General features: G+C 41.8%; 15 protein-coding genes and 2 pseudogenes. 14 read left to right on the top strand and 3 right to left on the bottom strand.

The genetic code is table 11. The features are described 5' to 3' along the window. Positions 1–95: 95 nt before the first annotated feature. A pseudogene (locus tag L3J70_12135) lies at positions 96–1343 on the top strand (IS1380 family transposase). 190 nt (positions 1344–1533) lie between these two features. Here L3J70_12135 and L3J70_12130 read toward each other — a convergent pair. Then, a complete protein-coding gene (locus L3J70_12130) occupies positions 1534–2838 on the bottom strand; it encodes a hypothetical protein (GenBank protein ID MCF6237099.1) in 1305 nt (434 codons plus the stop codon). Between the two features lie 119 nt (positions 2839–2957). Then, on the bottom strand, positions 2958–4187 hold the full coding sequence (locus L3J70_12125; GenBank protein MCF6237098.1) for an ISL3 family transposase: 1230 nt from the start codon (positions 4185–4187) through the stop codon (positions 2958–2960). 1301 nt (positions 4188–5488) lie between these two features. Between L3J70_12125 and L3J70_12120 the strand changes: the two genes are divergently transcribed. The 12 genes from L3J70_12120 (at position 5489) to L3J70_12065 (ending at position 20808) form a co-directional block, all read left to right on the top strand. After that, positions 5489–6745, top strand: a complete 1257-nt coding sequence (locus L3J70_12120) for an oligosaccharide flippase family protein (protein MCF6237097.1) — start codon at positions 5489–5491, stop codon at positions 6743–6745. Between the two features lie 286 nt (positions 6746–7031). After that, positions 7032–8663, top strand: coding sequence for a hypothetical protein (locus L3J70_12115; protein ID MCF6237096.1), 1632 nt, complete (start codon positions 7032–7034; stop codon positions 8661–8663). Continuing rightward, complete coding sequence (locus L3J70_12110; protein ID MCF6237095.1) at positions 8660–9901, top strand: glycosyltransferase family 4 protein; 1242 nt, start codon at positions 8660–8662, stop codon at positions 9899–9901. Before L3J70_12115 ends, L3J70_12110 begins: the two co-directional genes overlap by 4 nt. Positions 9902–10690: 789 nt before the next feature. Then, positions 10691–11797, top strand: a complete 1107-nt coding sequence (locus L3J70_12105; GenBank protein ID MCF6237094.1) for a hypothetical protein — start codon at positions 10691–10693, stop codon at positions 11795–11797. A 6-nt stretch (positions 11798–11803) separates the two neighbouring features. Continuing rightward, complete coding sequence (locus L3J70_12100) at positions 11804–12586, top strand: glycosyltransferase (GenBank protein ID MCF6237093.1); 783 nt, start codon at positions 11804–11806, stop codon at positions 12584–12586. Between the two features lie 4 nt (positions 12587–12590). Continuing rightward, complete coding sequence (locus L3J70_12095) at positions 12591–13961, top strand: hypothetical protein (protein ID MCF6237092.1); 1371 nt, start codon at positions 12591–12593, stop codon at positions 13959–13961. After that, on the top strand, positions 13951–15324 hold the full coding sequence (locus tag L3J70_12090; protein MCF6237091.1) for an aminoglycoside phosphotransferase family protein: 1374 nt from the start codon (positions 13951–13953) through the stop codon (positions 15322–15324). The genes L3J70_12095 and L3J70_12090 overlap by 11 nt, the downstream gene beginning before the upstream one ends. Then, positions 15303–16571 carry a glycosyltransferase family 4 protein gene (locus L3J70_12085; GenBank protein ID MCF6237090.1) on the top strand — a complete coding sequence of 423 codons (1269 nt, stop codon included), beginning with the start codon at positions 15303–15305 and terminating at the stop codon, positions 16569–16571. Before L3J70_12090 ends, L3J70_12085 begins: the two co-directional genes overlap by 22 nt. A 100-nt stretch (positions 16572–16671) precedes the next feature. Further along, positions 16672–17838: a glycosyltransferase family 4 protein gene (locus tag L3J70_12080; protein MCF6237089.1), complete on the top strand. Its 1167-nt coding sequence runs from the start codon at positions 16672–16674 to the stop codon at positions 17836–17838. Beyond that, positions 17838–18587, top strand: coding sequence for a WecB/TagA/CpsF family glycosyltransferase (locus L3J70_12075; GenBank protein MCF6237088.1), 750 nt, complete (start codon positions 17838–17840; stop codon positions 18585–18587). Before L3J70_12080 ends, L3J70_12075 begins: the two co-directional genes overlap by 1 nt. A 151-nt stretch (positions 18588–18738) precedes the next feature. Beyond that, positions 18739–19827 carry a GDP-mannose 4,6-dehydratase gene (gene gmd / locus L3J70_12070; protein ID MCF6237087.1) on the top strand — a complete coding sequence of 363 codons (1089 nt, stop codon included), beginning with the start codon at positions 18739–18741 and terminating at the stop codon, positions 19825–19827. Between the two features lie 6 nt (positions 19828–19833). After that, entirely contained in the window at positions 19834–20808 is a 975-nt protein-coding gene (locus tag L3J70_12065; GenBank protein ID MCF6237086.1) for a GDP-L-fucose synthase, read from the top strand. Positions 20809–20989: 181 nt separating this feature from the next. Here the strand turns inward: L3J70_12065 and L3J70_12060 are convergent. Next, positions 20990–21372, bottom strand: a pseudogene (locus L3J70_12060) (IS1595 family transposase). 410 nt (positions 21373–21782) lie between these two features. Between L3J70_12060 and L3J70_12055 the strand changes: the two are divergent. After that, positions 21783–22241 (top strand): IS1 family transposase, encoded by a 459-nt coding sequence (locus tag L3J70_12055; GenBank protein ID MCF6237085.1) that lies wholly within the window; start codon positions 21783–21785, stop codon positions 22239–22241. Positions 22242–22387 lie beyond the last annotated feature (146 nt).

The raw sequence follows: 22387 nt of genomic DNA, 5'->3' as shown, positions 1-22387 counted from the left end.
ACAGCTCAAGGCTTATGATGATTCTACCCTGCAAACTTGATATCACAAACGACTTACTCACATCCCGTGCCGGCTTATTAGCCACGGTCCAGTTAATGGGCTCTCTCAATCTCGCCGAGCGTATTGACCATCACTTTCCGCTGCCCAAAAGTAATCGTGGGTATAAGCCTTCTGAATTCATCAAAACCTTCATCTTGATGCAGCACGAAGGTAGCTTTCATCTGGATGGCATTCGCCACCTTCAGGAGGATGAAGCATTACGCACCGTACTGGGCCTCAAAACACTCCCCCAAGCGACCACTCTTGGTGATTGGCTAAGGCGAATGAGCAGCCAGCCGAAAACCCAGGATGCTTGGGTAAAGGTCAACAAAGCCCTGCTACAATCCGCCTTACACCGCCGCAAAAAAGTGACACTGGATATTGATGCCACAGAAGTGATTGCCAATAAAGCGGGCGCGCAGTGGACCTACAACAAAAACAAAGGCTTTATGCCCATGGTCGGGCATATTGCACAAACCGGACAGATTGTGGCGATCGACTTTCGCCAAGGCAATGTCGCACCGGCGAAGGACAATCTTGCATTTATCCAGCAATGCTAACAGTCGTTACCCGAAGGGTGCGTCTTGAATGCACTGCGTATTGATGCGGCTGGTTATCAAACAAAAATCATCGAGTATTGTGATGAGCACGGCATCGACTATGCGATTCGCGCCAAAACCAGCGCGGCCATGCGCGCACAGATTGAAGCCGCCAGCGATTCAGACTGGCAGCCTTTGATCGATAAGAGCGGTGAAGCGATAAGCGGCCAAGAGAGCTACCGCATAAGCTTCTGTATCGGAGATTATGAGAAAGCCTTCACCCTTGTAATTCAGCGAAAAGCCCTTAAAGGACAAGCGGATCTGGATCTGGATTCGCAAGAGAGCTCAGAAGGCATCAGCCTGGGCGGTTATCTTTACCGTGCGATTGCCACCAACCGAGATGAACTGAGCGATAGCCAAGTTATCCATTGGTACAACCAACGCGCAGAGGAGAGCGAGAATCGCATCAAGGAACTAAAACTGGATTTTGGCGGTGATACGCTCCCTTGCTCGGACTTCAAAGCCGATGCACTGTACTTTTTAATCACCGCACTCTCCTATAACTTGTTTGCCCTGATGCGCCAGTTGTTGCCAGCAGCGCTGGCTAGCCATCGTGCAATCACTCTGCGCTGGCGCTTGTATGCCATGGCGGCCAAAGTGGTTAAGAGCGGACGGCAATTATTTGTAAAACTAAAGGAAAAACATCGAACACTACTGGAGCAAGTGCTGGTCGCCCTGAAGGCGTTTGAGCCGCCACCCATTTAAAGAAACTTGCGACACAAATGACGGTTTAGACAGGAGAGTTTTGTCCAAAATGCCCCATGGCGTGCTAAACAGGCACCGAAGAACTGCTTTTGACTAAATGACTCAGTCATATACGCGGTGATGAGCCAGAAATGGCCAGCAATAAGCGTTGAAAGAGGGAGATAGTGGTTCTTAGAGGTCGGAGGGAGTCCTATCTGGGGATTTGGGCTACACTCTTGTCTTGACTATGGGGCCACTTCAAAGTCCCTTCACTCCGCCATTTAACATACTCAAAACTCCAACGATAATTTTGGTTAAATTGTTTGCCAGCAAACCTGATGTCAGCTTGAGACAAGCTAACTCCACCTTCCCAAATCAAGTCGCCTCTCTCCAGGTATTTAGGATCACCAAAGTGTTTGAACAGCCAAGCATAGGCTGGAACAATCAGTAGGTTCAACCCTGGCGCAGGCCGAGACCCTGCAGGCGAACAATCACAATCTTCATACCTGAAGGCGCCATAGCCAGTACCACCTAAGTCGCCCCAAGTAGAGTAGCTCCGGCCGCTTAGATCAGGTATCCACATTGTCTTGCCCGTATTAGGCCCTTTTGTAACACGAGCAGACCACAAGAAATCAGCAGCAGTCCTAAGGGCGTTAGGAATAGTGTTATCAGGATTTGCACCGCGCTCAACTTCCCACTCATAGTAACTGATCAGTGCTTCTGCTGTTAAAGCAAACATAAAAGGTGAAAAACGATGTTTGCTTGTATCTGGATTGCCACGTTCACCTGTTGTCCATTCGTTGATATGGCTCAATGCCATAGCAATAAAAAGCGGTACGCGATCTTGATTTCTCGCATGACCCGCACGCTCGGCAAGAACATGCGCGCCAATAGCATAGGCTATTTCACGCGAAAGATCCTGCCAGTACCACATGTAGGCCGCGTCGAATTGCTCAGGATTGGAGTACGCTGGTGCATCACGGATTAGCGGGATGCCTGCTGCGGATATGGGGTCGCCAGTTCTGACAAAGTCCATATATATTCCATGTGGAAATCGGCGATAACCAGGCATGGTATAATCTGGGCGAGCGTAGAAATCTCGATAGATCTCTTCTGCGCGCTGTGCGTAAGTATTCCATGGCTCATCTTGTCCAGTATAATCTGCAATTTGAAAGAAAATACGCTGGGAATCGTAATAGGTGGTACTGCTGACTGCCCACTTCATGTTGATGTCAGGGTTCATCAGATATTGGCCCCATTTATTCCCGGCTACGGTCATGCTTTCTTCCCATTTCGCCAACATGAAAAGTTGTGGCCACCCAGGGTTTGTATTGTTGGATTTTATCATTTTTTTGTCACCATGATTTTTATGGTGCTGAGCTACAGGGTGATGGCTATTAGATTGCTTAGCACCCTGATACTCACCAAAAGTGATGCCATACGCAGAAGCATTTAAAAAAAAGCACCATAACACTACGCGGGATTTCAATGAAAATAGTTTTATGTATGGATACATTGGACATCCTCCTCCATCACAAGTTGCGCACTAGGTGAAATACAAGCTCCACTTACGGGGTTTTCAAGACCTATCTTCGTCTTAAACGCTGCCGTGTGTACCTTGCGATTTTTCTGGCTCTATGTGAAATAGAATGGGTAATTGAACTTTAGTTTTCCACAAAGAAAATAAACCATATTGATAAAGTTATCGATATTGCGATAGCCTCTTGCTCGACGTTTGGCGAGCTGAACCTTGCTGTTGATGCCTTCAAGAATTCCGTTGGTAATACGGCTTTCAACAAAATGAATAATCCCGCTCCAATGTGCTTTGACCGTCCTGGAGAACTTCTTAAAAGCAGGTATTTTTGCAGCCTCTACTTCGCCGCACCACTGCGCCAGAAAAGCCTCTGCTGTTTGTTTGTCTGGCATGCCCCAAAGATCGTTAAAAAGCTCTTTTAAACGATAGGCTTCTCCTAACGTAGGGTAGAGGGTGATCATTTCAGAGAGCGCATTTTCCTGCTTGTCTGATAAGTTATTTCGATTTCTTAAAAAGGTGTATTTGTGGCCTTTTAGCTGGTCGTGCTCTTTACGTTCGGCAATTCGAACCTGGTTCATTGCTTCATTGAGCAGCTTAACAACATGAAATCGGTCAAATGTAATTTGTGCCTTTGGAAATGATTCCGCCGCTCCTGCAATGAAGGATGGGGATAAGTCCATGCTGATCTGCTGAACCTGTTCTTTCTCAACGCCTTTGCTCTCTAGGTGCTTCTGGATGCTTTTGATGGTTGCTTTACCCTTGCCTTCGGTGACATGAATCACTCGAGACTCATCCAGATCAACACCCAGTGTCAGATATTTATGGCCTTTTTTTGATGAAGTTTCATCAACCCCGAGCTTGCTTATAGAGGATACATCATCCGCTTCTTTTGCTTGACTGATCCAGTAGTTGAATAAATTCCAGACTCGCTGAGGGTTGACCTTGAGCATCTCGGCGACTCGATTGACGGGCATTTCTCGCTCAATCAATGCCAGAGCCAATGCTTCGAATAGCAGGGTAAAGCCACTGCCTGGCCGCGACCAAGGAACCTCGATAGTGCGCACTTTTTTGTCTGTGGTGATGATGCGTGGTACGGCGAAATGAAGATAACAAGTGTGCTCAAAGAAGCTGAGGTGTTGCCACTTTCTGGGGACGGTGTCATGCACTGAGCACAGTTCTCCCGTCTTGTCAGGAAAGCGAGTTCCCGATATAAAACCAATATGTAAATGGAGCTCTCTGCTTCCGTTTTCATTATCAGTAAAGGAGATGTCTTTAACTTCCCAAGGAGCTTGCAGGCCCAACGCCATGCTGAATAAATGTTCGCTGTTCATGGTTGTCGATTATGACAGCTACCCACTACAAATCACATAGAGCCATAATTTTTTTGGTATTTTTTTTGGAAAAAAATATTACAAGCTTGCTATATATGTAAAATTATGGCTTGCCGGTAATCAAGCACCAGTGTTTGTTTGGCAAATGGGGAAGGTTGGTTCCAGAACCATTGTAGATTCGATCAAGAGTAGCGGATACCAGGGAGCTATATTTCACAAGCATGTATTAACCGACAAGCTTATTTTTTCAGGTGAAGCCTACAAGTTGGCAAAGAAACAAGGAAATAAATATTATCTATATAGTCAAGCTCTTAGAGATGTTATCTTAAAAAAAATAGCCGGAAGAAATGGAAGATAATATCACTTACCCGTGAACCAATAGGTCGCAATATTTCAGCTTTTTTTCAGAATATTGATATCTATTGCCCAGAATATACTTACGGTGATACCCTTACTTGTAAACAAATTATAGAGGTTTTTTTTAGGGACTTTCCCCATAATGAAGTGATTGAATGGTTTGATGATGAAATTAAGTGCCTTCTTAGTATAGATGTTTATTCGATTCCCTTTGATAAAGAGCGTGGCTATCAAATATATTCTAATGATAAATACGATATCTTGGTTATAAAGATGGAAAATCTTTCCACGATAGCTGAGGAAGCTATGTGTCAGTATTTGAAAAAGGATTGCATTCGTTTGTTAAATTAAAATAAAGCTGAAGACAAATCATATTCTAATCTTTACAATGAGGTAAGGAATAGTATTGTTATATCTGATGATTATTTAGGTAAGCTGTACCAGTCAAAATATGTTAAGCACTTCTATTCTAGTAGTGAAATAGAGTCTTTTATAAGAAAATGGAAAGGAACGGTATAACAACAGTTGTTTAATTTCAGCGAAGAGTATTGTTAATAAAGGTTCAAAGAGGCACCCAGACAGGGTAAAGGTTCTGGGATGAAATTGACAACCCAGAAACAATGAAACTGATTGCAACCGAATTACTGGAAAGCCTATGAAGCGTTTGTCCCGCAAGACAAACATAGACAATCCAAAGCTGAGACATTTATTGTCTAAGGATATAACAGCCTTTTCCGGCAAGACCTTAGAAGGAAGTCAAATATGCTATAGCAAGAGTGAAACAATGCTCAGGTATTCTGTTATGTTGCTCATGGCGAAACGTAACGGGGAACTGGAAAATATACTAACTTAACAATGCCCCGTTATTGTTGAACCGCAAGAACTAATCCTGAAGTTTTGGGCTTCAGTTGTGCGAATTTGAGCTGTTTGGTGAATTATAAAGCATGTTTTCAAAAAATAAGTCCGCAATCTCTTGGCTCTTGCTAGAAAAAATACTTAAAATTGTAGTCGGGGTATTTGTTACTGCTTATGTTGCTCGTTATTTAGGGCCAGAAAAGTGGGGAGTGTTTGCTATCGCATTGGGAACTGTAGCTATTTTTAGTGCGGCAGCGGGGATGGGTGCTGATCACGTTAATCTTTCTGAGCTATCAAAACGAGATGGAAAAGATGGATCTGTGTTCTTAGCTTCCGCTATATTTTTGCGTTCTATATGGTCCGTTCTCTGTTTGATTCTATTTCTTCTGTTTATCTTGTTTACTCAGATTGAGAATAGTATGGTTTATTATATATTGGCCGGTACAGTTCCATTGGCAGCACTATCAATTTTGGGGAATAAGCTGCAAGCAGATGGAAGGTTTCAGAATTTTGCAGTAATCTCTGGTACTGTCATATTGATTGGAGCTGTTTTAAAAGTAATCGGGGTCGTAATTTTCATGCCGCTTACTTTCTTTGTTGCTATTGCTGTATTGGAGGCTGTTTTAGCGAGTGCATTCATCCTGTGTTTGATTTATTTACGTACAGAATTTCGGTTTAGTAAAACGAATATCAACTTAAAGCAAGCAAAGAGTTATTTTCGCCTTTGCCTGCCACTCGCGATTTCAGCGGCACTGATCATGCTGTATCTTCGGTTAGAACTTTTTACAGTCGATTATTTTCTTGGGAAAGAGAGTGCCGGGATTTGGGCCGCTGTTGCAATGTTTCTCACTCCATGGGGACTGGTTGCATCTTCGGTAATTCCAGTGGCTAATAAAGTTTTATCCACCCGTGGTATTAACAGTAATTATTATGAAGAAGACATAATAAAATTAATTCGTGGGATGTTGGCCGTTGCTTTGGTCGCGATTGGGGTGAATATGTTTTCAGTTTCATACTTAGTTCCCATTTTGTTAGGGGAGAAGTTTAGTCAGGTGACAGAGTTGGTTTGGATAGCTTCATTTGTAATAATTCCACTTTTTATGGGAAGTGTACAAGAAATTTGGATTGCTCAGCAAAGGACAACGACTACAGTTCTTAAGAAGGTAGTTATAGGTATACCACTATCAGGCATTTTATTAACTATTTTTACAATAAAATGGGGTTTGACAGGGACAGCTATAGCAATGGTGATCTCGCATCTGTTAACTGCTTTACTACTGAATTATGTTTTTGATAAACGTTTCTTCCTTATCCAATTACAAGCATTAGGTATAAAAAATGGGTGAAGATATAGGTTATTCAAAACGAGGTTGGTTATAATTTGTGTGTTAGAGCAAGAAAAGCTTGGCTATGGTAAAAAGCTGGGATTTTTGGGACACGTTAGTGACTCGGTGTGTTTTACAGCCAGTAGATATTTTTGAGATTATTGAAAGAATTTCAGGTATTACAGGGTTTGCTAGTGCTCGCATTATTGCCGAAACGAAGTCTCGCGCTGGGGTTGTCGAAACAAATTTGCAGCGTATTTATAAAGAGCTGCCTTATGATGAAAAAAGTCGCTTTAAATTGATGGGGTTGGAGATAGAGTTAGAGCACAAACTCACGAGTCCCATAATCGAAAATACTCTCAGGCTCTCTTCGCAAGATATTATTCTCTCAGATATGTATCTTGGGCAGGGTCACTTACGTTCTATTGCTAACTCATGTGGTATCAGCATTGATGAAGGCAAGTTATTCGTATCCTGTGAGTATGGGGCAACTAAGCATGATGGTGGGTTGTATGAAATAGTAAACGCTGTATCACCGATAGACATTCATATCGGTGATAATTTACGTAGCGATGTGAAAAAAGCTCGTGAGCGAGGAATTCGCGCAGAGCATTATCAGAATATAGTTCCAAATAAAACTGAGAAAATATGGTATGACCGTGGTGGTGATAGCCGTTTTGTAGGTGGGCTTCTTCGCTCAGCCAGGCTTAGCTCGGCCAATACTGGTAATAATAGGCATGATGAATGGGAGGTGTTTTCGCAAATTGTTGCTCCTATTTTGGTTCGTTTTGTTAGCTGGGTTTTATGCGAATCAATAAAAAAAGGCATTCGTAAAATTTATTTTTTGTCTCGTGATGGTCAAATTTTATGTAAAATTGCTCGGTGTTTATCTGAGTCAAGAAAATTAGGGGTAAGTTGCGAGTACCTGTATGCGTCTCGGCAAGCACTTCATTTGCCAGGCCACACGTCTATAAAAGAGTCTGAAGAGTGGATTCTTGAAGACACATCCCACTTGTCAATTCAAATCGTGGCAAATAGGGTAGGTTTATCTTCTGAGTTGGTATCTAAGATATCTTCTAAATATTTCAATGCAACAATTGATGAAAATCTTGCACTGGATAAAAGAAAGGCATTAAAGAATATCATTCGCGACCCAGAGTTTATTTCTCATTTAGAAAATGAATCAAGCCTCGCACTTAAAGATGCAATATTATATTTTCAGCAATCTGGAGTGATGGAAGAAAGGCAAATAAGTATTGTAGACGTCGGTTGGAATGGGCGCATGCAACGTTCACTTGAGAATATTTTGAAAAAAAATGGATCTTCTGAAGTCAGTATTCAGGGCTTTTATTTAGGCTTGGCTAAAAGCTGTGTTTTCTCATCTGGCGAACGCATACATGGCTTTTTAAATGACCCATTTAACCCGGCTTCTCAAAAGCCATGGGTCAATCGTTATCGTGGAATATTTGAGTTCTTTTTATCTGCAGATCATCCTACGGTGGCAGGTTATATTATTGATGATAAAGGGCAAATGGGGCCGCTTTTTAATGCATTGGTTTCAGATGAAGAGCGTAGAAGTGTTGAACATCGCCAGGCAGCAGTGCTTTCTTTTGCTAATCATTATTGTGCGCTAGAGAAATTTCTTGGTGATGAGTTCATAGAGCAGTTAGACTATTCCGTTGACTTGTTAGAAAGCTTTTTAATGAATCCTTCTAAAAAACAGGCGAGTGTATTTGCTCAATATAACCATACAGAACAACAGGTGGAGTCACACTTTGAACCGCTTGTGAAGAGAATTCGAGCTGTTGATTTACTTGGTAATACAAGAGGTTGGAGCTTAGGGGTTTGGCCAGAGGGCAGCTATGCTTTTAGTGGGTTCGGCTGGGTATATCAGCTCCGTCGTTTTGTTTCACGGATAAAGCGGAAGTTATTGCTTTGAAAATTTTAGCTATAAATTACAGTGACCTCAGTGGAGGTGCTGCTCGTGCGGCATATCGTATTCATCATGCAGTTCGAGCGGCAGGTGGTGATTCAAATATGCAAGTAGTTAAGTCTACATCAGGGGATTGGACGGTATCTTGCCCAGCGGGATATCTCCCTAAATTAGGAAGTTTGCTTCGCCCACGCATTGCTTTTGTAGCAAGAAGTTTTCTCAAAACTAGCTGCCTCTACCCACTTTCCCCCTCAATTCTTCGGTCAAGCTGGCCTGCACGTATTAATAAATCCAATGTGGATTTGGTGCATTTGCACTGGTTGTGTGCAGAGATGATGTCAGTAGAAGATATTGCACGCATTCGCAAGCCTTTGGTGTGGACGCTACACGATATGTGGGCTTTTTGTGGTGCTGAACATTACTCTAAAGATAGTCGTTGGCGTGAAGGGTATACAGCTTCAAATAGACCTGCTGGCGAAGCTGGGTTTGATTTGAATCGTTGGGTTTGGAAACGTAAGAGAAAAGAGTGGAAAAACCCCACTCAGATTGTGACACCAAGTAAGTGGCTTTCTGAATGTGTGGGTGAAAGTGCACTGATGCACGATTGGCCCGTTAAAGTAATTCCAAATGCAATAAATACCGATGAATGGAAGCCAATAGAAAAAGACATTGCCCGGGATTTTTTTAATCTTCCAAAGGATTGTAACCTGATTATTTTTGGCGCTATGGGTGGTGGAGATAGCCATTTGAAAGGTTTCGATTTGCTTCTAAAAGCACTGGAACATTTGCGAGGAGAAATACAAAACCTTGTGTTTGTTATTTTTGGCCAAGCTTGTCCGAAAGAGGTTCCTGATATTGGTTTTCCAATCCACTATATGGGGTATTTTCATGATGACCTTAGTTTAAGGGCTTTGTATAGCGCTGCTGACGCAATGATCATTCCATCACGTATGGATAATTTGCCTAATACGGGTGTTGAGGCCATGGCTTGTGGGACTCCTGTCGTGGCGTTTAATACTTGCGGTTTATCTGATATCATTACGCACAAAAAAACTGGGTGGCTAGCTACGGCATTTGATACTGAAGATTTGGCTAAAGGCATTCAATGGGTATTAGCAGACAAAAGTCGTCAAATTCAACTGGGTGATACAGCTAGAGCTTATGCAGTGGCAAATTTTTCTTTTCCGGTGGTCGCTGAGCAGTATATGGCTTTGTACGAAAACCTCCTGAATAATAATAAGTAGGTTGAAAAATTTTTATGCGGAGCCATTTTCTTGAATTGTATGGATTTAATTTGCTGGTTACTTTCTTGGTGTTGAATGCATTTTTTCCAGCAGAAGGTTTCACTATTTAAAAACTATTTGTTAGCTCACTGTTGTTATTGGCAGTGTTATGTTTTGCACTCCAAATTTTGAATGGCACTCAAAAAAATCGTTTTGCCAAGCTGGATTCGTTAACAAACTTTTTGCTCGTGTTATTGTTTGTTTGGTGCATCGTGACCATTGTTCGTGGGTTTGAGGCTGATGCGGGAAGGCTATTGACATTGCTCGCGCACCCAGAAGTAGGTGGTGTTTAGTATGGTTACTACCCCTTGTTGTTTATATTGGGTGCCAACCTAGAGTATTTTTTTAAAGAACAAATTTTATATCAAAGCCATTAGACTGGCTTTTGGTAAGTTACAACTTCTCAAAAACTCTACTGCGTAACATTAGTTGTGTAATATAAGCTGGGGCGATTTTTTGTATCTAATTATTCTAAACGTAGTCTATTTGGTTATTGTTGCAGTATATATTAATGCGCTGTTGACTAATAAATGGCACCAAGCACTTTTGATATTATTTTTTGCCATACCATTAAAGCATGTATATATGACATTTTTTGGGCATTATCTGGAACTATGGAAAGTGTTGTCACTTTTGTCAGTACCTGTTACTTTTGGGTATTTTTTGAAGCTTTATTCAAAAATTTTTCTGCTAAAACTATTGTTAATATACTTTCTGATAGCAGTTTTTTCGGGTTTAATTGGACCCTTCATGACTGAATTATTGCCAAATGTGGAGGTAGTGAATTTTAGTTTTAAGGTATTTATATCTCAGCTTGTTCAGTTACTGGCTTTTTTAAATCTCATACTACTTCCTCTTGTATTATCTCTACGTAAGGATGATGCGCTTAGACAGGCCATTGTTGTTTATATTGCAACAATGGTTGGGCTTGCTTTGCTAGGAATCCTTCAATATTTTGTATTTACTTCTGCTGGTATTAATATTTTCCCAATTCCACGGATGGATGGAAGTTTGCAAGAGGATGTTATGTTGCACGCAATGGAAGGGGTGGGTATTAGTGGATCATTTCGTGTTACTTCATTGTCGATGGAACCGAAAAATTTTTCTTTATATCTATGTGCTGGAATAATTTTTTTACTTGAATTAAGACGGTCTTTAGGGCGCTCTGTCTTTGGGAAAGTTGGTGATGTGGTCGCGTTAATTTTAATGCTTTTAAGCATGGCTTTAACGTTTTCGACGCTAGGATTTGTAGCTATTTTTCTTTATCTTATGTTTATAGCTCTTAACCCGCAGAGGGCTGTGTTGCTTGGGCTTTTTATTTTGGTGGTGGTGATTCCGTTAACATTCACAGATCTGGGAAGGTATGTTGCAGAGATGTTGGACGTACGCCTTTTTAATCGAATAGAGAGTAGTGGTGGGTTGGAGGATTTTGATCTAGGAACTTTTGAGTTTTTATCACATCATCCAGAATTTATTTTTACTGGCGTAGGCTTTGGTAATATACATATTGTTGCTGATAGTTACTTACCAAGCTTTGCTCAATGGGCATCTGGATCTCGTTGGCATGCCAAAATGGGTGCTTTATATGTGTTGGCGGGAGCGGGTATTTTTGGCCTTTTTCTATTGGTCGCTTTGTTTTGGTCTGGGTTGCGTTGTGCAGTACAAGCAAAGAAGCATGAACTAAGTATGTTTGCGTACACTATTACGTTATTTTTCACATTGTTTTATTTTGTAAGACTAACAGAATTTACATTTTTAGCATTAGGAATAGCACTTGCAGTCTATGTTCATACAAAAAAGGGTGCAAGCAAAATAAAAATACCTCAGTGGAAAAGGTTTGTTCAAATTCAGAGGTAAAAAAACATGAAAATAAGCATAATAACTCCATCATATAATCAGGAGCGCTTTATTGGGCGTTGTATAACTTCTGTACGAAAACAGGTAGGAATATTTGAGGTAGAACATATTATTCTTGATAACTGTTCGAATGATGAAACAGCACAAAAATTACAAGCCTATCAAGTATCGCCATCAAAGATTGACGTGCGAGTTGTTATTGAGTCTGATGCCGGTCAGACTGCTGCAATAAATAAAGGTTTTAGCATGGCTACGGGTGATGTGGTGTGTTGGCTTAACACTGATGAGTGGTATGAAGATGGAGCTTTAGCCAAAATTGTTGATTACTTTGAAACGCATTCGGGTGTTGATGTTGTTTTTGGTGATTGTGATTTTGTTGATACTACAGGCAAGTTAGTCAAGCGTAAGCGTGAATATTTTTATTCAGAGTCTATGCTGATTTATTATGGCTGCTTTATACCGAGCTGTACAACTTTCATCCGACGTCGCGTAATTGATGATGGTGTTTTTTTGAATCCAGAATTTAAAGTGACAATGGATTTTGATTGGTATGTGCGCATAGCCAAGGCTGGTTACCATTTTGCTCATCTTCCTGTGACTTTGGCTTCCTTTACTTGGCATGATGCTAACATTAGTTCGATTTTTATTGAGCGAAGAAAGGTTGAAAGACGTTTGGTGCAGGACAGATTTAGTGGTGTTAAGGGGCCGCGTTGGTTTGGAACATTAGTGTACGAGTTCATGCGGTATTTTTGGATTGGCATTCGTGTTGTTCGTCGTTTAGTAGGTTGATCTAATGGAATATTCAGCAGAAGGTTTTTTTATTCAGAGGCTATTTGATGCCTTTAATGACGCAAATATTAAGTATGCAGTTATGCGTAATCATGAAACATTACCGTACAGTGCAGGTGGTAGTGATATAGATATTGCTGTTTTAGCTTCAGACTTTGACCGAGGATGCGGTGTTTTTATGGATTGCATCACTAGCTCTGAAGGTGATGCTTTAGGGGTAATTAGCACATCAAGTTTTTTTGGAGTGTATGTTTTGGGGTGCCTAAACGGAAAATGGTGGGGTGTTTGTATTGAAATATATAAAACTATTAGCTTTAAAAGTTCCGTGCCTTTAATTAATTCGGAGTTCTTTGTTAACGGCACGTCAACACATAATGGTATTTCTGTTTTTCCTGTAGATGTAGGTAATTCCTTAGGGTTTATCAAGGAAATAATGGTTCATGACAAATTTAGAGATGATAAACCGCAGTACTTAAAAAGTGCAAAATACTTATCCAGTAGCAATAGAAAAGAATACTTGGCAGCATTTTCAACGCTAGGGAATAAAGCTTTGGAACTTTTACCTTTGGTCGTTGAGGCACATGGAAAAACTGAAATGAAAACGATGATTCGTAGGTTTCGGTATTCTGTATTGTTACATGCATTAAAAGTTAGTTTGTTTAAGGTTGTCTGGAAAAGAATCAGCCATGAGTTTCAAAGAATCCATCGGTATCTTTTTCCTGTTGGCACAGTGATCACTATACTCGGTGTTGATGGTGCTGGTAAATCTACCATTATTGATGCAATTAAGCCTGCTCTAAATGCCGCAACTCATAATGCCACATTTGTGAAACATCTTCGCCCAGAACTTCTTCCTCCGTTGGCACGCCTAAAAGGGAAGCGGAATATCCACGTTGGACCGGTAACAGACCCGCATGGTTCAACCCCAAGTGGTGTATTAGGTTCTATTGTGCGTATCGTCTATTTATCTTTAGACTATCATCTAGGATATTGGTTGAAGGTTCGGCCACAGATTGCAAAAAGGCCTGCAGTTTTTATATTTGACCGTTATGCCTATGATATCACACTGGATCCGCGCCGATTCCGTATAAGCCTTCCTGGTAAGGTTATACGGTGGTTTACAAGGTTTGTGCCAAAGCCGGATTTGATCTTCTGCCTTTATGGTTGTCCAGTAGTGCTGACTGCGCGAAAAAAGGAATTGCCATTGGAGGAAGTAGAGAGGCAGGTTAAAGCACTTAAAATTTTTGCATCTAATGAACCGAGAGCTATATTAATAAATACAGAAGCTACTGTGGAAGAGGCGAGGGATCAAGTGTTACAAGCTATTATTAAACACTCTGTTAATCGAGCTGGGAATAATCCGCGTGCGCACTAACCTACCCTTATCCTTGCTGGATTATCGTTTTGGTTGGCGTTGGCTGTTGCCTGTAGCAGGTGGTGATAAAGTAATCAGTGCAGGTCTCAATGCCGACGAGCAAGAGTGGTGGATGCAAGCATCATCTTTTACATTGATTCCCAGTGAAGATGAAACTGCTGATGGTTGGCTGGTTGCACTGGATTCAATTGACCTCGACTCAATTAATGCTCATATTTATGCTACGAAACCGAGTTGGTTATGTGCTTGGGGCAGTGGTGCTGAAATTGCTCAACTTCGCTCGAATTTGCAGGTTTTTTCATCGATACGCGAATATGCTTTATTACCTGAAACGAATTCCCGTGTTGTAGTGCCACTGTCTTCACCTCATTTTGCAGTGGCGGGGTTGTGTTTACATCGTCCTGGGCGATGGGCAGCACGGCTGGGATTAATGGTGGCTCGTGGTTTAGCACAGTTTGGGTATTATGGTTTATTGCGACGTCGTGTACTGCTGATTGCAACGCGTGATATCAATGCCTTGCCACAAGGCTTGGCTCAAAGCGAGTTGCTAGTAACAGAACCTGGAAGCCATTCAGATTATGTGCTGTATCTTGGTACGCCAGATGATAACCGTAAAACGGTTGTGTTGCCTTTGGGAGATGAGCCATCATCACAAATTTTAAAGGTAGCAGAGTCACCCAAAGCATGCTTAGCCCTTCAAAATGAGTCACAAGCATTAATATCAATGAGTCAAACACCGTTGGCTGAATATGTGCCGAAACTCATTGATCTAATAAATAACAGGGGGCAAATAACATTAGTGCAGGAGTATCGCACGAGGCGTTCGGTTGCTAAGTTTCGCATGGATGCGGCAGTGATGGATTTCCTTGTGAATTTAAGTCAGGTCGAACGTAAGCAAGTGGCTTTGCTTGTATGGTTACCGACACTTCCCGATAATTCATCAGATGTTGAAATGTTGGACGAGGTGAGACGTTCGGCGGCAAAATTACGGACTCATTTAGATGAATTGGCGAAGAACGGAGCTAAGGTGTGGTTGCATCGTTGTCATGGAGATTTTGCGCCATGGAATTGTTCTTGGTCAGATAAGGGGCTGTTTGTTTTTGATTGGGAAGAGAGCGTAGGTGAAAGTTTGGCTCTGGATGACGCATTTTATTTTGTATTATCACCTTTTATACATGTCAATAGTAAGGTAAATGTAAAAAAGGCACTGGAGGCAGTGTTGTGTTTTGCTTCAAAAGTGATGATTAAGCAGGGTTTTGATGCTGAAAATATAAAATTGTACCTGGCTATTTGGTTGTTAAACCGTTTGTTACAAGGATCAATCTATGGTGAATTAGTGGTGTGCTTGGAGAAAAAGTGGTAATGACTAAACGCTTGAAAATATTGGTTTCCGCTTATGCCTGCGAACCAGACAAGGGTTCTGAAGCAGAGGTAGGCTGGCAGTGGATTCAACAGCTTGCGCGTCAACACGACGTGTGCGTATTGACGCGAGCTAATAATAAGCAAAAGATTGTTCAATCGGGTATTTGTTATAAGCTCCCGAATTTGCGGTTTGAATACGTGGACTTACCTCGTTGGGCTGCTTTTTGGAAGAAGGGAAATCGGGGGGTTCACCTGTACTATACGTTATGGCAGATTCTTGCGGTTTTCCGGGGGCTGCGACTGCACCGCCAAGAAAGGTTTGATCTAACGCATCACTTGACGTTTAGTCCATTCTATCGGGCTCCCTTAATTAGCCTACTTCCAGTCCCCTTTATATGGGGTCCTATCGGTGCGGGTGAGGTGTTGCCGCAGCAGTATTGGTCACTGTTCACGTTTAGACAGAAAGCTCGTGAAGTTCTGCGTCTTTTAATTCGTAAACTTGTTGTCTTGAACCCATTAATCTATTTTGCGATGCGTAAAGCACGATTGATTGTTGTGGCTACCAATGAAACCTACCTTGTGGTACCTCGTCACCTAAGGGATAAGGTGGTTGTTGAGTCCCAAATTGGCATGAATTTAGAAGATGAAAAATCCTTATCTTATTCAGTGACGGATGAGGGTGTTTTTCGCATTGTAACGGCCGGTAGACATGTATACTGGAAAGGGCACTTACTGATTATTCAGGCTTTCGCAAAATTTCTAGAATCATCCGCTTTACAAGCGGAACTGGTTGTTCTTAGTGACGGTCCAGAGCATGGTCGGCTCAAAGCTGAAGTAAGTCGTCTTGGTATTGCTCCGCAAGTTAAATTCTTAAAATGGCTACCCACTCGGCAAGATGTATTTAAGCAATATTGTCAGGCAAACCTCTTTGCATATTGTAGTTTTTTCGAGTGTGGTGGTTATGTTGTCCTTGAAGCTATGGCGTGTGGAACTCCTGTTGTCACCTTGCAATTAGGAGGGCCGGGAGAAATTGTTACTGATAATTGTGGTGTTCTAGTATCCTCGGAATCAATTGATCACACTGTGGCGAGTTTTGCGCAGGCATTTCACTCGCTAGCAGTTGACGAGAAGCTGCTAAAAGAGAAAAAACAAAAAACGGTTGAGCGAGTAGAACAAAATTACAAATGGTGCGTAAAGGGTGATCGTTTACTGCAGTTGATAGATATGTGGTGCGCTAAATCGCACTAACGCATTTGAACCCAAGCAAATCACTGTAACATTAAATAAAGATGCTAGAAGAAATCAACAAAAATGCTTTTCATGTAAACGTAAGCGAGTCTATATAAAGATGAAGATTTGTTTGGTTCATAACGCATACGGGAAGTTCAGCGGTGAAGAAGCGATGGTGCGGGATACTCGGTCGGTGCTCATTGAGCATGATCATGAAGTTGTCTCTTTTGAGCGGACAAGTGAAGAAATTGCTGAGATGCGTTTGGGTTCAGTGCGAGCGTTTTTAAGTGGGATTTATAATCCTGCTTCAAGAAAACAGTTTCGTAAACTACTTGCAAGCGAACAACCGGATATCATCCATATACATAACCTTTTTCCTTTGATTTCACCATCCATTTTGCCAGAAGCAAAAGTAGCGGGCATTCCCGTAGTAATGACGGTTCATAATTATCGTCTTATCTGCCCCAATGGGCTGCACTACCAGAACGGGAAGGTTTGCGAGCAGTGTGTAAGTGGTCATGAATACAAGTGCGTGATTAATAACTGCGAGAGAAATATTGCTAAGAGCTTGGGTTATGCAGCACGAAATATGTGGGCGCGTATAAATCGCTATTATCTTGATAATGTGAGCCACTATGCTTGTTTGACCAAGTTTCAAAGAGAGAAACTTATTAGAGCAGGTTTTCCACAAGAAAAAATATCAGTTGTACCTAACATGGTTCAAATGGCTGAAGCATCTTGCGAAGAGTCAAGTGCTGAGTATGTAGGTTTTGTTGGGCGGCTGAGTCCTGAGAAAGGAATCTCCACATTGATAGATGCGGCGCAGCGTTGTCCTGCAATTCCTTTTGTAGCCGCAGGCGCACACCATAGAATGCCAGGGTTAGCCGATATGGCCCCAAAAAATTTCAGTCTTCTTGGGCATTGTGAAAAAGGAGAATTGGTTGGATTTTATAAACAAGCAAGGGTCATTGTATTGCCTAGTGTATGGTGGGAAACGTTTGGGCTTGTCGTAGTTGAGGCTATGCTTCATGGTAAACCAGTTATCTGTTCTAAAATTGGCGGGCTTTCCGAAATTGTAGAAGATGGCGTGACCGGCTTGCTAGTGGAACCAGGTGATCCTAAAGACCTTGCGGAGAAGGTTCAGCACCTTTGGGATCGCCCTGAGTTGTGTCGCCAGATGGGAATGGCTGGAAGAGAAAAGGCTCTGCGGGAATACTCTCCCGAAAAATATTACGATCGTTTGATGGGTGTATATAAAAAGGCAATAGAATCATGCAGTGTTTAGTGAGTGAGAATATTTTAAGTTATCCCGTTGTTATTAGTGATAAGTCGGCATGTGTGAGCCAGATTTTTGATTGGTTAGAATATGACGAATTAGCTAAATATTTTGTATGTACTAACCCCCACTCTATACAAGTGGCTGAGACGGATTCTTTATTTAAAGAAGCACTGCAACAGGCAGATTTAGCAACACCTGATGGAGTCGGCATTGTAATCGCCTCAAAAATTTTCGGGGGCGGAATTAAGGATCGTGTGACGGGTAGTGATGTTTTCCTGGGTTTGAGTGAAGTGCTTAACAAAAAAGGAACGGGTAGTTATTTTTTTCTTGGCTCGACTGAATCTGTTTTAGAGCAAATTCGAGAAAAAATAGCAGTTGAGTATCCGAGGATTAAAGTTGTGGGTACTTATTCACCGCCATTTAAATCTGTGTTCAGTGATGATGATAATCAAAAGATGATCGAAGCGATTAACTCAGTAAGCCCTGATGTGCTCTGGGTGGGAATGACTGCGCCTAAACAGGAGAAGTGGATTTATCAGCACAGAGGTCAATTGAATGTTAAATTTATTGGAGCTGTTGGTGCGGTATTTGATTTTTATACGGGAAATGTGAAGAGATCCCATCCATTTTTTTTGAAAATGGGGCTGGAGTGGTTGCCACGATTGCTTCAGGAGCCAAGACGGCTTTGGCAACGTAATTTCATATCGAACCCTATGTTTATGATGAGGGTCATTCGAAAGAAATTTTTGGGTTAGCTCGTTTGTAAGTTCGAATATTTGCAGTATTTAGGATAATAAATGAAATAACTATCCTTAATTTATAGTAAAAATGCTAATCTATTGCAATATTATTTTATCTACGAAATCAAAAGAGTACAGTTTAAGTCATGAATCCACAGGAGATAATGTGAAAAAAGTTGCCTTAATTACAGGAGTCACAGGTCAGGATGGGGCTTATCTGGCTGAATTTTTATTGGACAAAGGGTATGAAGTTCATGGCTTAAAGAGGCGTGCTTCTTCTTTTAATACCGATCGTATAAATCACTTGTATCAAGACCCGCATGAGGGTGATACCAGTTTTTTCTTGCATTATGGTGATTTAACCGATGCGACTAATCTTATCCGTATTGTGCAGGAAGTGCAGCCGGATGAGATCTATAATCTAGGCGCGATGAGTCATGTCGCGGTTTCGTTTGATTCACCGGAATATACAGCGAATGCGGATGGCTTGGGAACGTTACGAATTCTTGAGGCGATTCGGATTTTAGGCTTGGAGAAGAAAACCCGTTTTTACCAGGCTTCAACTTCAGAGCTTTATGGTGAAGTTCAAGAAATTCCGCAGAAAGAAACCACACCATTTCATCCACGCTCTCCTTATGGCGTTGCAAAACTATATGCTTACTGGATTACGGTCAATTACCGTGAATCTTACGGCATGCATGCTTCAAACGGTATTCTGTTTAACCATGAGTCGCCACTGCGTGGTGAAACCTTTGTTACACGTAAAATTACACGGGCTTTGGCACGTATTCATCTTGGCCTACAGAAATGTTTGTATCTCGGCAATATGGATGCCAAACGTGATTGGGGTCATGCGCGGGACTACATTGAAATGCAATGGATGATGCTACAACAAGATGAGCCTGATGATTATTGTATTGCCACGGGTGTGCAATATTCTGTGCGTGAGTTTGTTGAAGTGGCACTAAAACATTTGGAGCGCTCGATTCGCTGGGAAGGAGAGGGGCTTGATGAAAAAGGCTTTGACGTTGAAAGCGGTGAGTGCATTGTTGCGGTTGATCCACGCTATTTTCGTCCTGCAGAAGTTGAAACTTTACTGGGTGATCCAACCAAGGCAAAAGAAAAACTGGGTTGGACTCCAAAAATTACTTTTGAAGAGTTGGTCAAAGATATGATGGAAGCTGATTTGATGTCGGCACAGCGCTTTGATGTCGTTAAAAAAGCGGGGCATGATGTCTATGCGCATCATGAGTAATTGAATATGATGAATCAAGGCGCATCTATTTATGTGGCGGGGCATCGTGGTTTGGTTGGTTCGGCGATTGTTCGCCAACTGAAATCATTGGGTTACACTCATATCATTTGTCAAACCCATGATGAACTGGATTTGACTAATCAGCTTGCTGTTAAGGAGTTTTTTGAAGTAGAAAAGCCTGAATATGTTTTTCTTGCTGCGGCTAAGGTGGGGGGGATTTATGCCAATAATGCTTACCCTGCTGAGTTTATCTACAAAAACCTGATGATTGAAGCGAATGTGATTGATGCTGCATATCAAAATGGTGTCAAGGGTTTGCTGTTTTTGGGGAGCTCCTGTATTTACCCGCGAGCGGTAGAGCAGCCCATGCGGGAAGATGCACTTTTAACGGACGTTTTAGAGCCTACGAATGAGCCCTATGCCATTGCCAAGATTGCAGGGATTAAGTTGTGTGAATCTTATAATCGGCAGTATGGCACTGATTTTCGTAGTGTGATGCCGACCAATTTGTATGGGCTGAATGATAATTTCAATTTGAAAAACAGTCATGTAATTCCAGCATTGATGCGCAAGTTTCATGAAGCAAAAATTTCCAGTGATAATAATGTTGAAGTATGGGGCAGCGGAAATGCACGGCGGGAATTTCTGTATGTCGATGATATGGCCGATGCTTGTATTCATGTATTGACGATGGATCAAGCCCAGTATGCAGAGCAGACTGAGCCGATGTTGTCCCATATCAATGTCGGTACCGGTACGGATGTCACCATTCGTGAATTGGCAGAGCTAGTAAAAACCGTGACGGGTTTCGAAGGCGAGATTGTTTTTGATCGCAGCAAGCCAGATGGCACGCTACGAAAGCTGATGGATACGAGTAGACTCACTTCGTTAGGCTGGCAGCCTAAAGTCAGTTTGAAAAATGGCCTAGAAAAAACCTATATGTGGTTTCAGTCACTTGAAAGTAGTGATGTTCGATCTTGAAATAGCCTGTATGCAGTTATCCGCTTCCGAAACCAAGAGAATTTTCACTTCGCTAGTATAAGATGAGTCTGAACTCGGAGTGTAATTCCAACATAAAATGAGTCTAAAGCCCCAATCCACAGACCGAGGCTGGCTAATGGGTGCCCCTTTTTTACTTTGGCTCAGTATGTATTCTGGGGTCTTATTTAATCAACAGCTGAACGAGTGAATTTAACACGGCTTTACCTCGCTTTCGAACATTGTGCACATATTCAAAAAACCAAGATACTCAGGCAATTTTTCTTGTGAAATACCGCGATGTGGTCTTAGCCAATAACGGAATAATGACCAGAAACCTTCCATTGTATTAACATGTACTTCGTGAAAACCATCGCCATCTTCATCACGCACATATTCTCCAGCGCTATGATTAACGGTCTTATGTGCGTATCCCCACTCAGTCAGTCGATGATAAATACTGTACTCATCCGTGTAGATCAAACTCCCCATCGCGACCGTCGATTCAACCAAAGGCTTTATCGTTTTCTGCTGAACATTTTCACACAGGTGAATCACAACTTCGCCTTTATGCCTGGCAATCAAGTACACTTCATCGAACTCAACTTCACCTGATAGCGTGATTACTGGCTTTTTTTTCAATGCCCGAACGAAGTTGCAGCAGCGGCTTTAGTTGCCGTAGAGTCATTGAGGTAGTTATGGCGTAGTTGAAACGAGGAACGATGTTTTACGGAGCCGTAACGGACGCAGGACAGTCGGGGCAAAAGGAATTAGCTGTCGCGTTAGTGAGTGAATTTTTGGCAGGGATGCCAAATAATTTCGTCACGAAGTAGCGACACATTCGTTATTGAGATCAAGTTCATGGGATATTTGACGATTAGACAGACTCAACCCCATAAAATATAGGCATTGCTAAAGTAGTATAGCTTAGTTAGAATTGGTTTTTGAGCTGAGCTTTAATTGAGCAGAGGAATTCAATGGATTGCCCTAAATGCAAGTCAAATAACAAGACCAAAGATGGCATTGTAAAACAGAAACAACGCTACAAGTGCAAGGAGTGTGGATTTCGATTTACTGTTGCCACGGGTTCATCAGCAAAACCACTTTACTTGAAGAAATTGGCTCTCCAGTTATATCTGGAGGGGTCAGGCTTTCGTTCTATTGGTCGAATCCTGAATGTGAGTAATGTCAGTGTATTAAATTGGATTCGAAGCTTTGGCGAACAAGTTACCAGTCTTCAAAGTTCTGAGTCCGTAGTATTTACCGAGATTGATGAGATGCATACCTATGTTGGTCAAAAAAAAACTATAAATGGATATGGATTGCTGTTGATAGATATGGGAAAAAGTTCATCGACTTCATTGTTGGTGATCGAAGCACACAGACAGGAGAAGAGCTATGGAGCAAGATCAAAGAGAAACTTGCCGGAAAAATAGCAACGGATTACTGGAAACCCTAAAGTGGCCCCCATAGTCAAGACAGAGACTCAAAAAAATAAGATATAACCCTTATTTTACTATTGAAATAATTTTATTATGGATCAACGAATGCTCGGTGGATGTGTTCTTGGGGGTGTTGCCCA

Source organism: Gammaproteobacteria bacterium, from assembly GCA_021648145.1.
Classification (GTDB): domain Bacteria; phylum Pseudomonadota; class Gammaproteobacteria; order JAADGQ01; family JAADGQ01; genus S141-38.
This window is presented reverse-complemented; position numbering and strand designations above follow the sequence as displayed.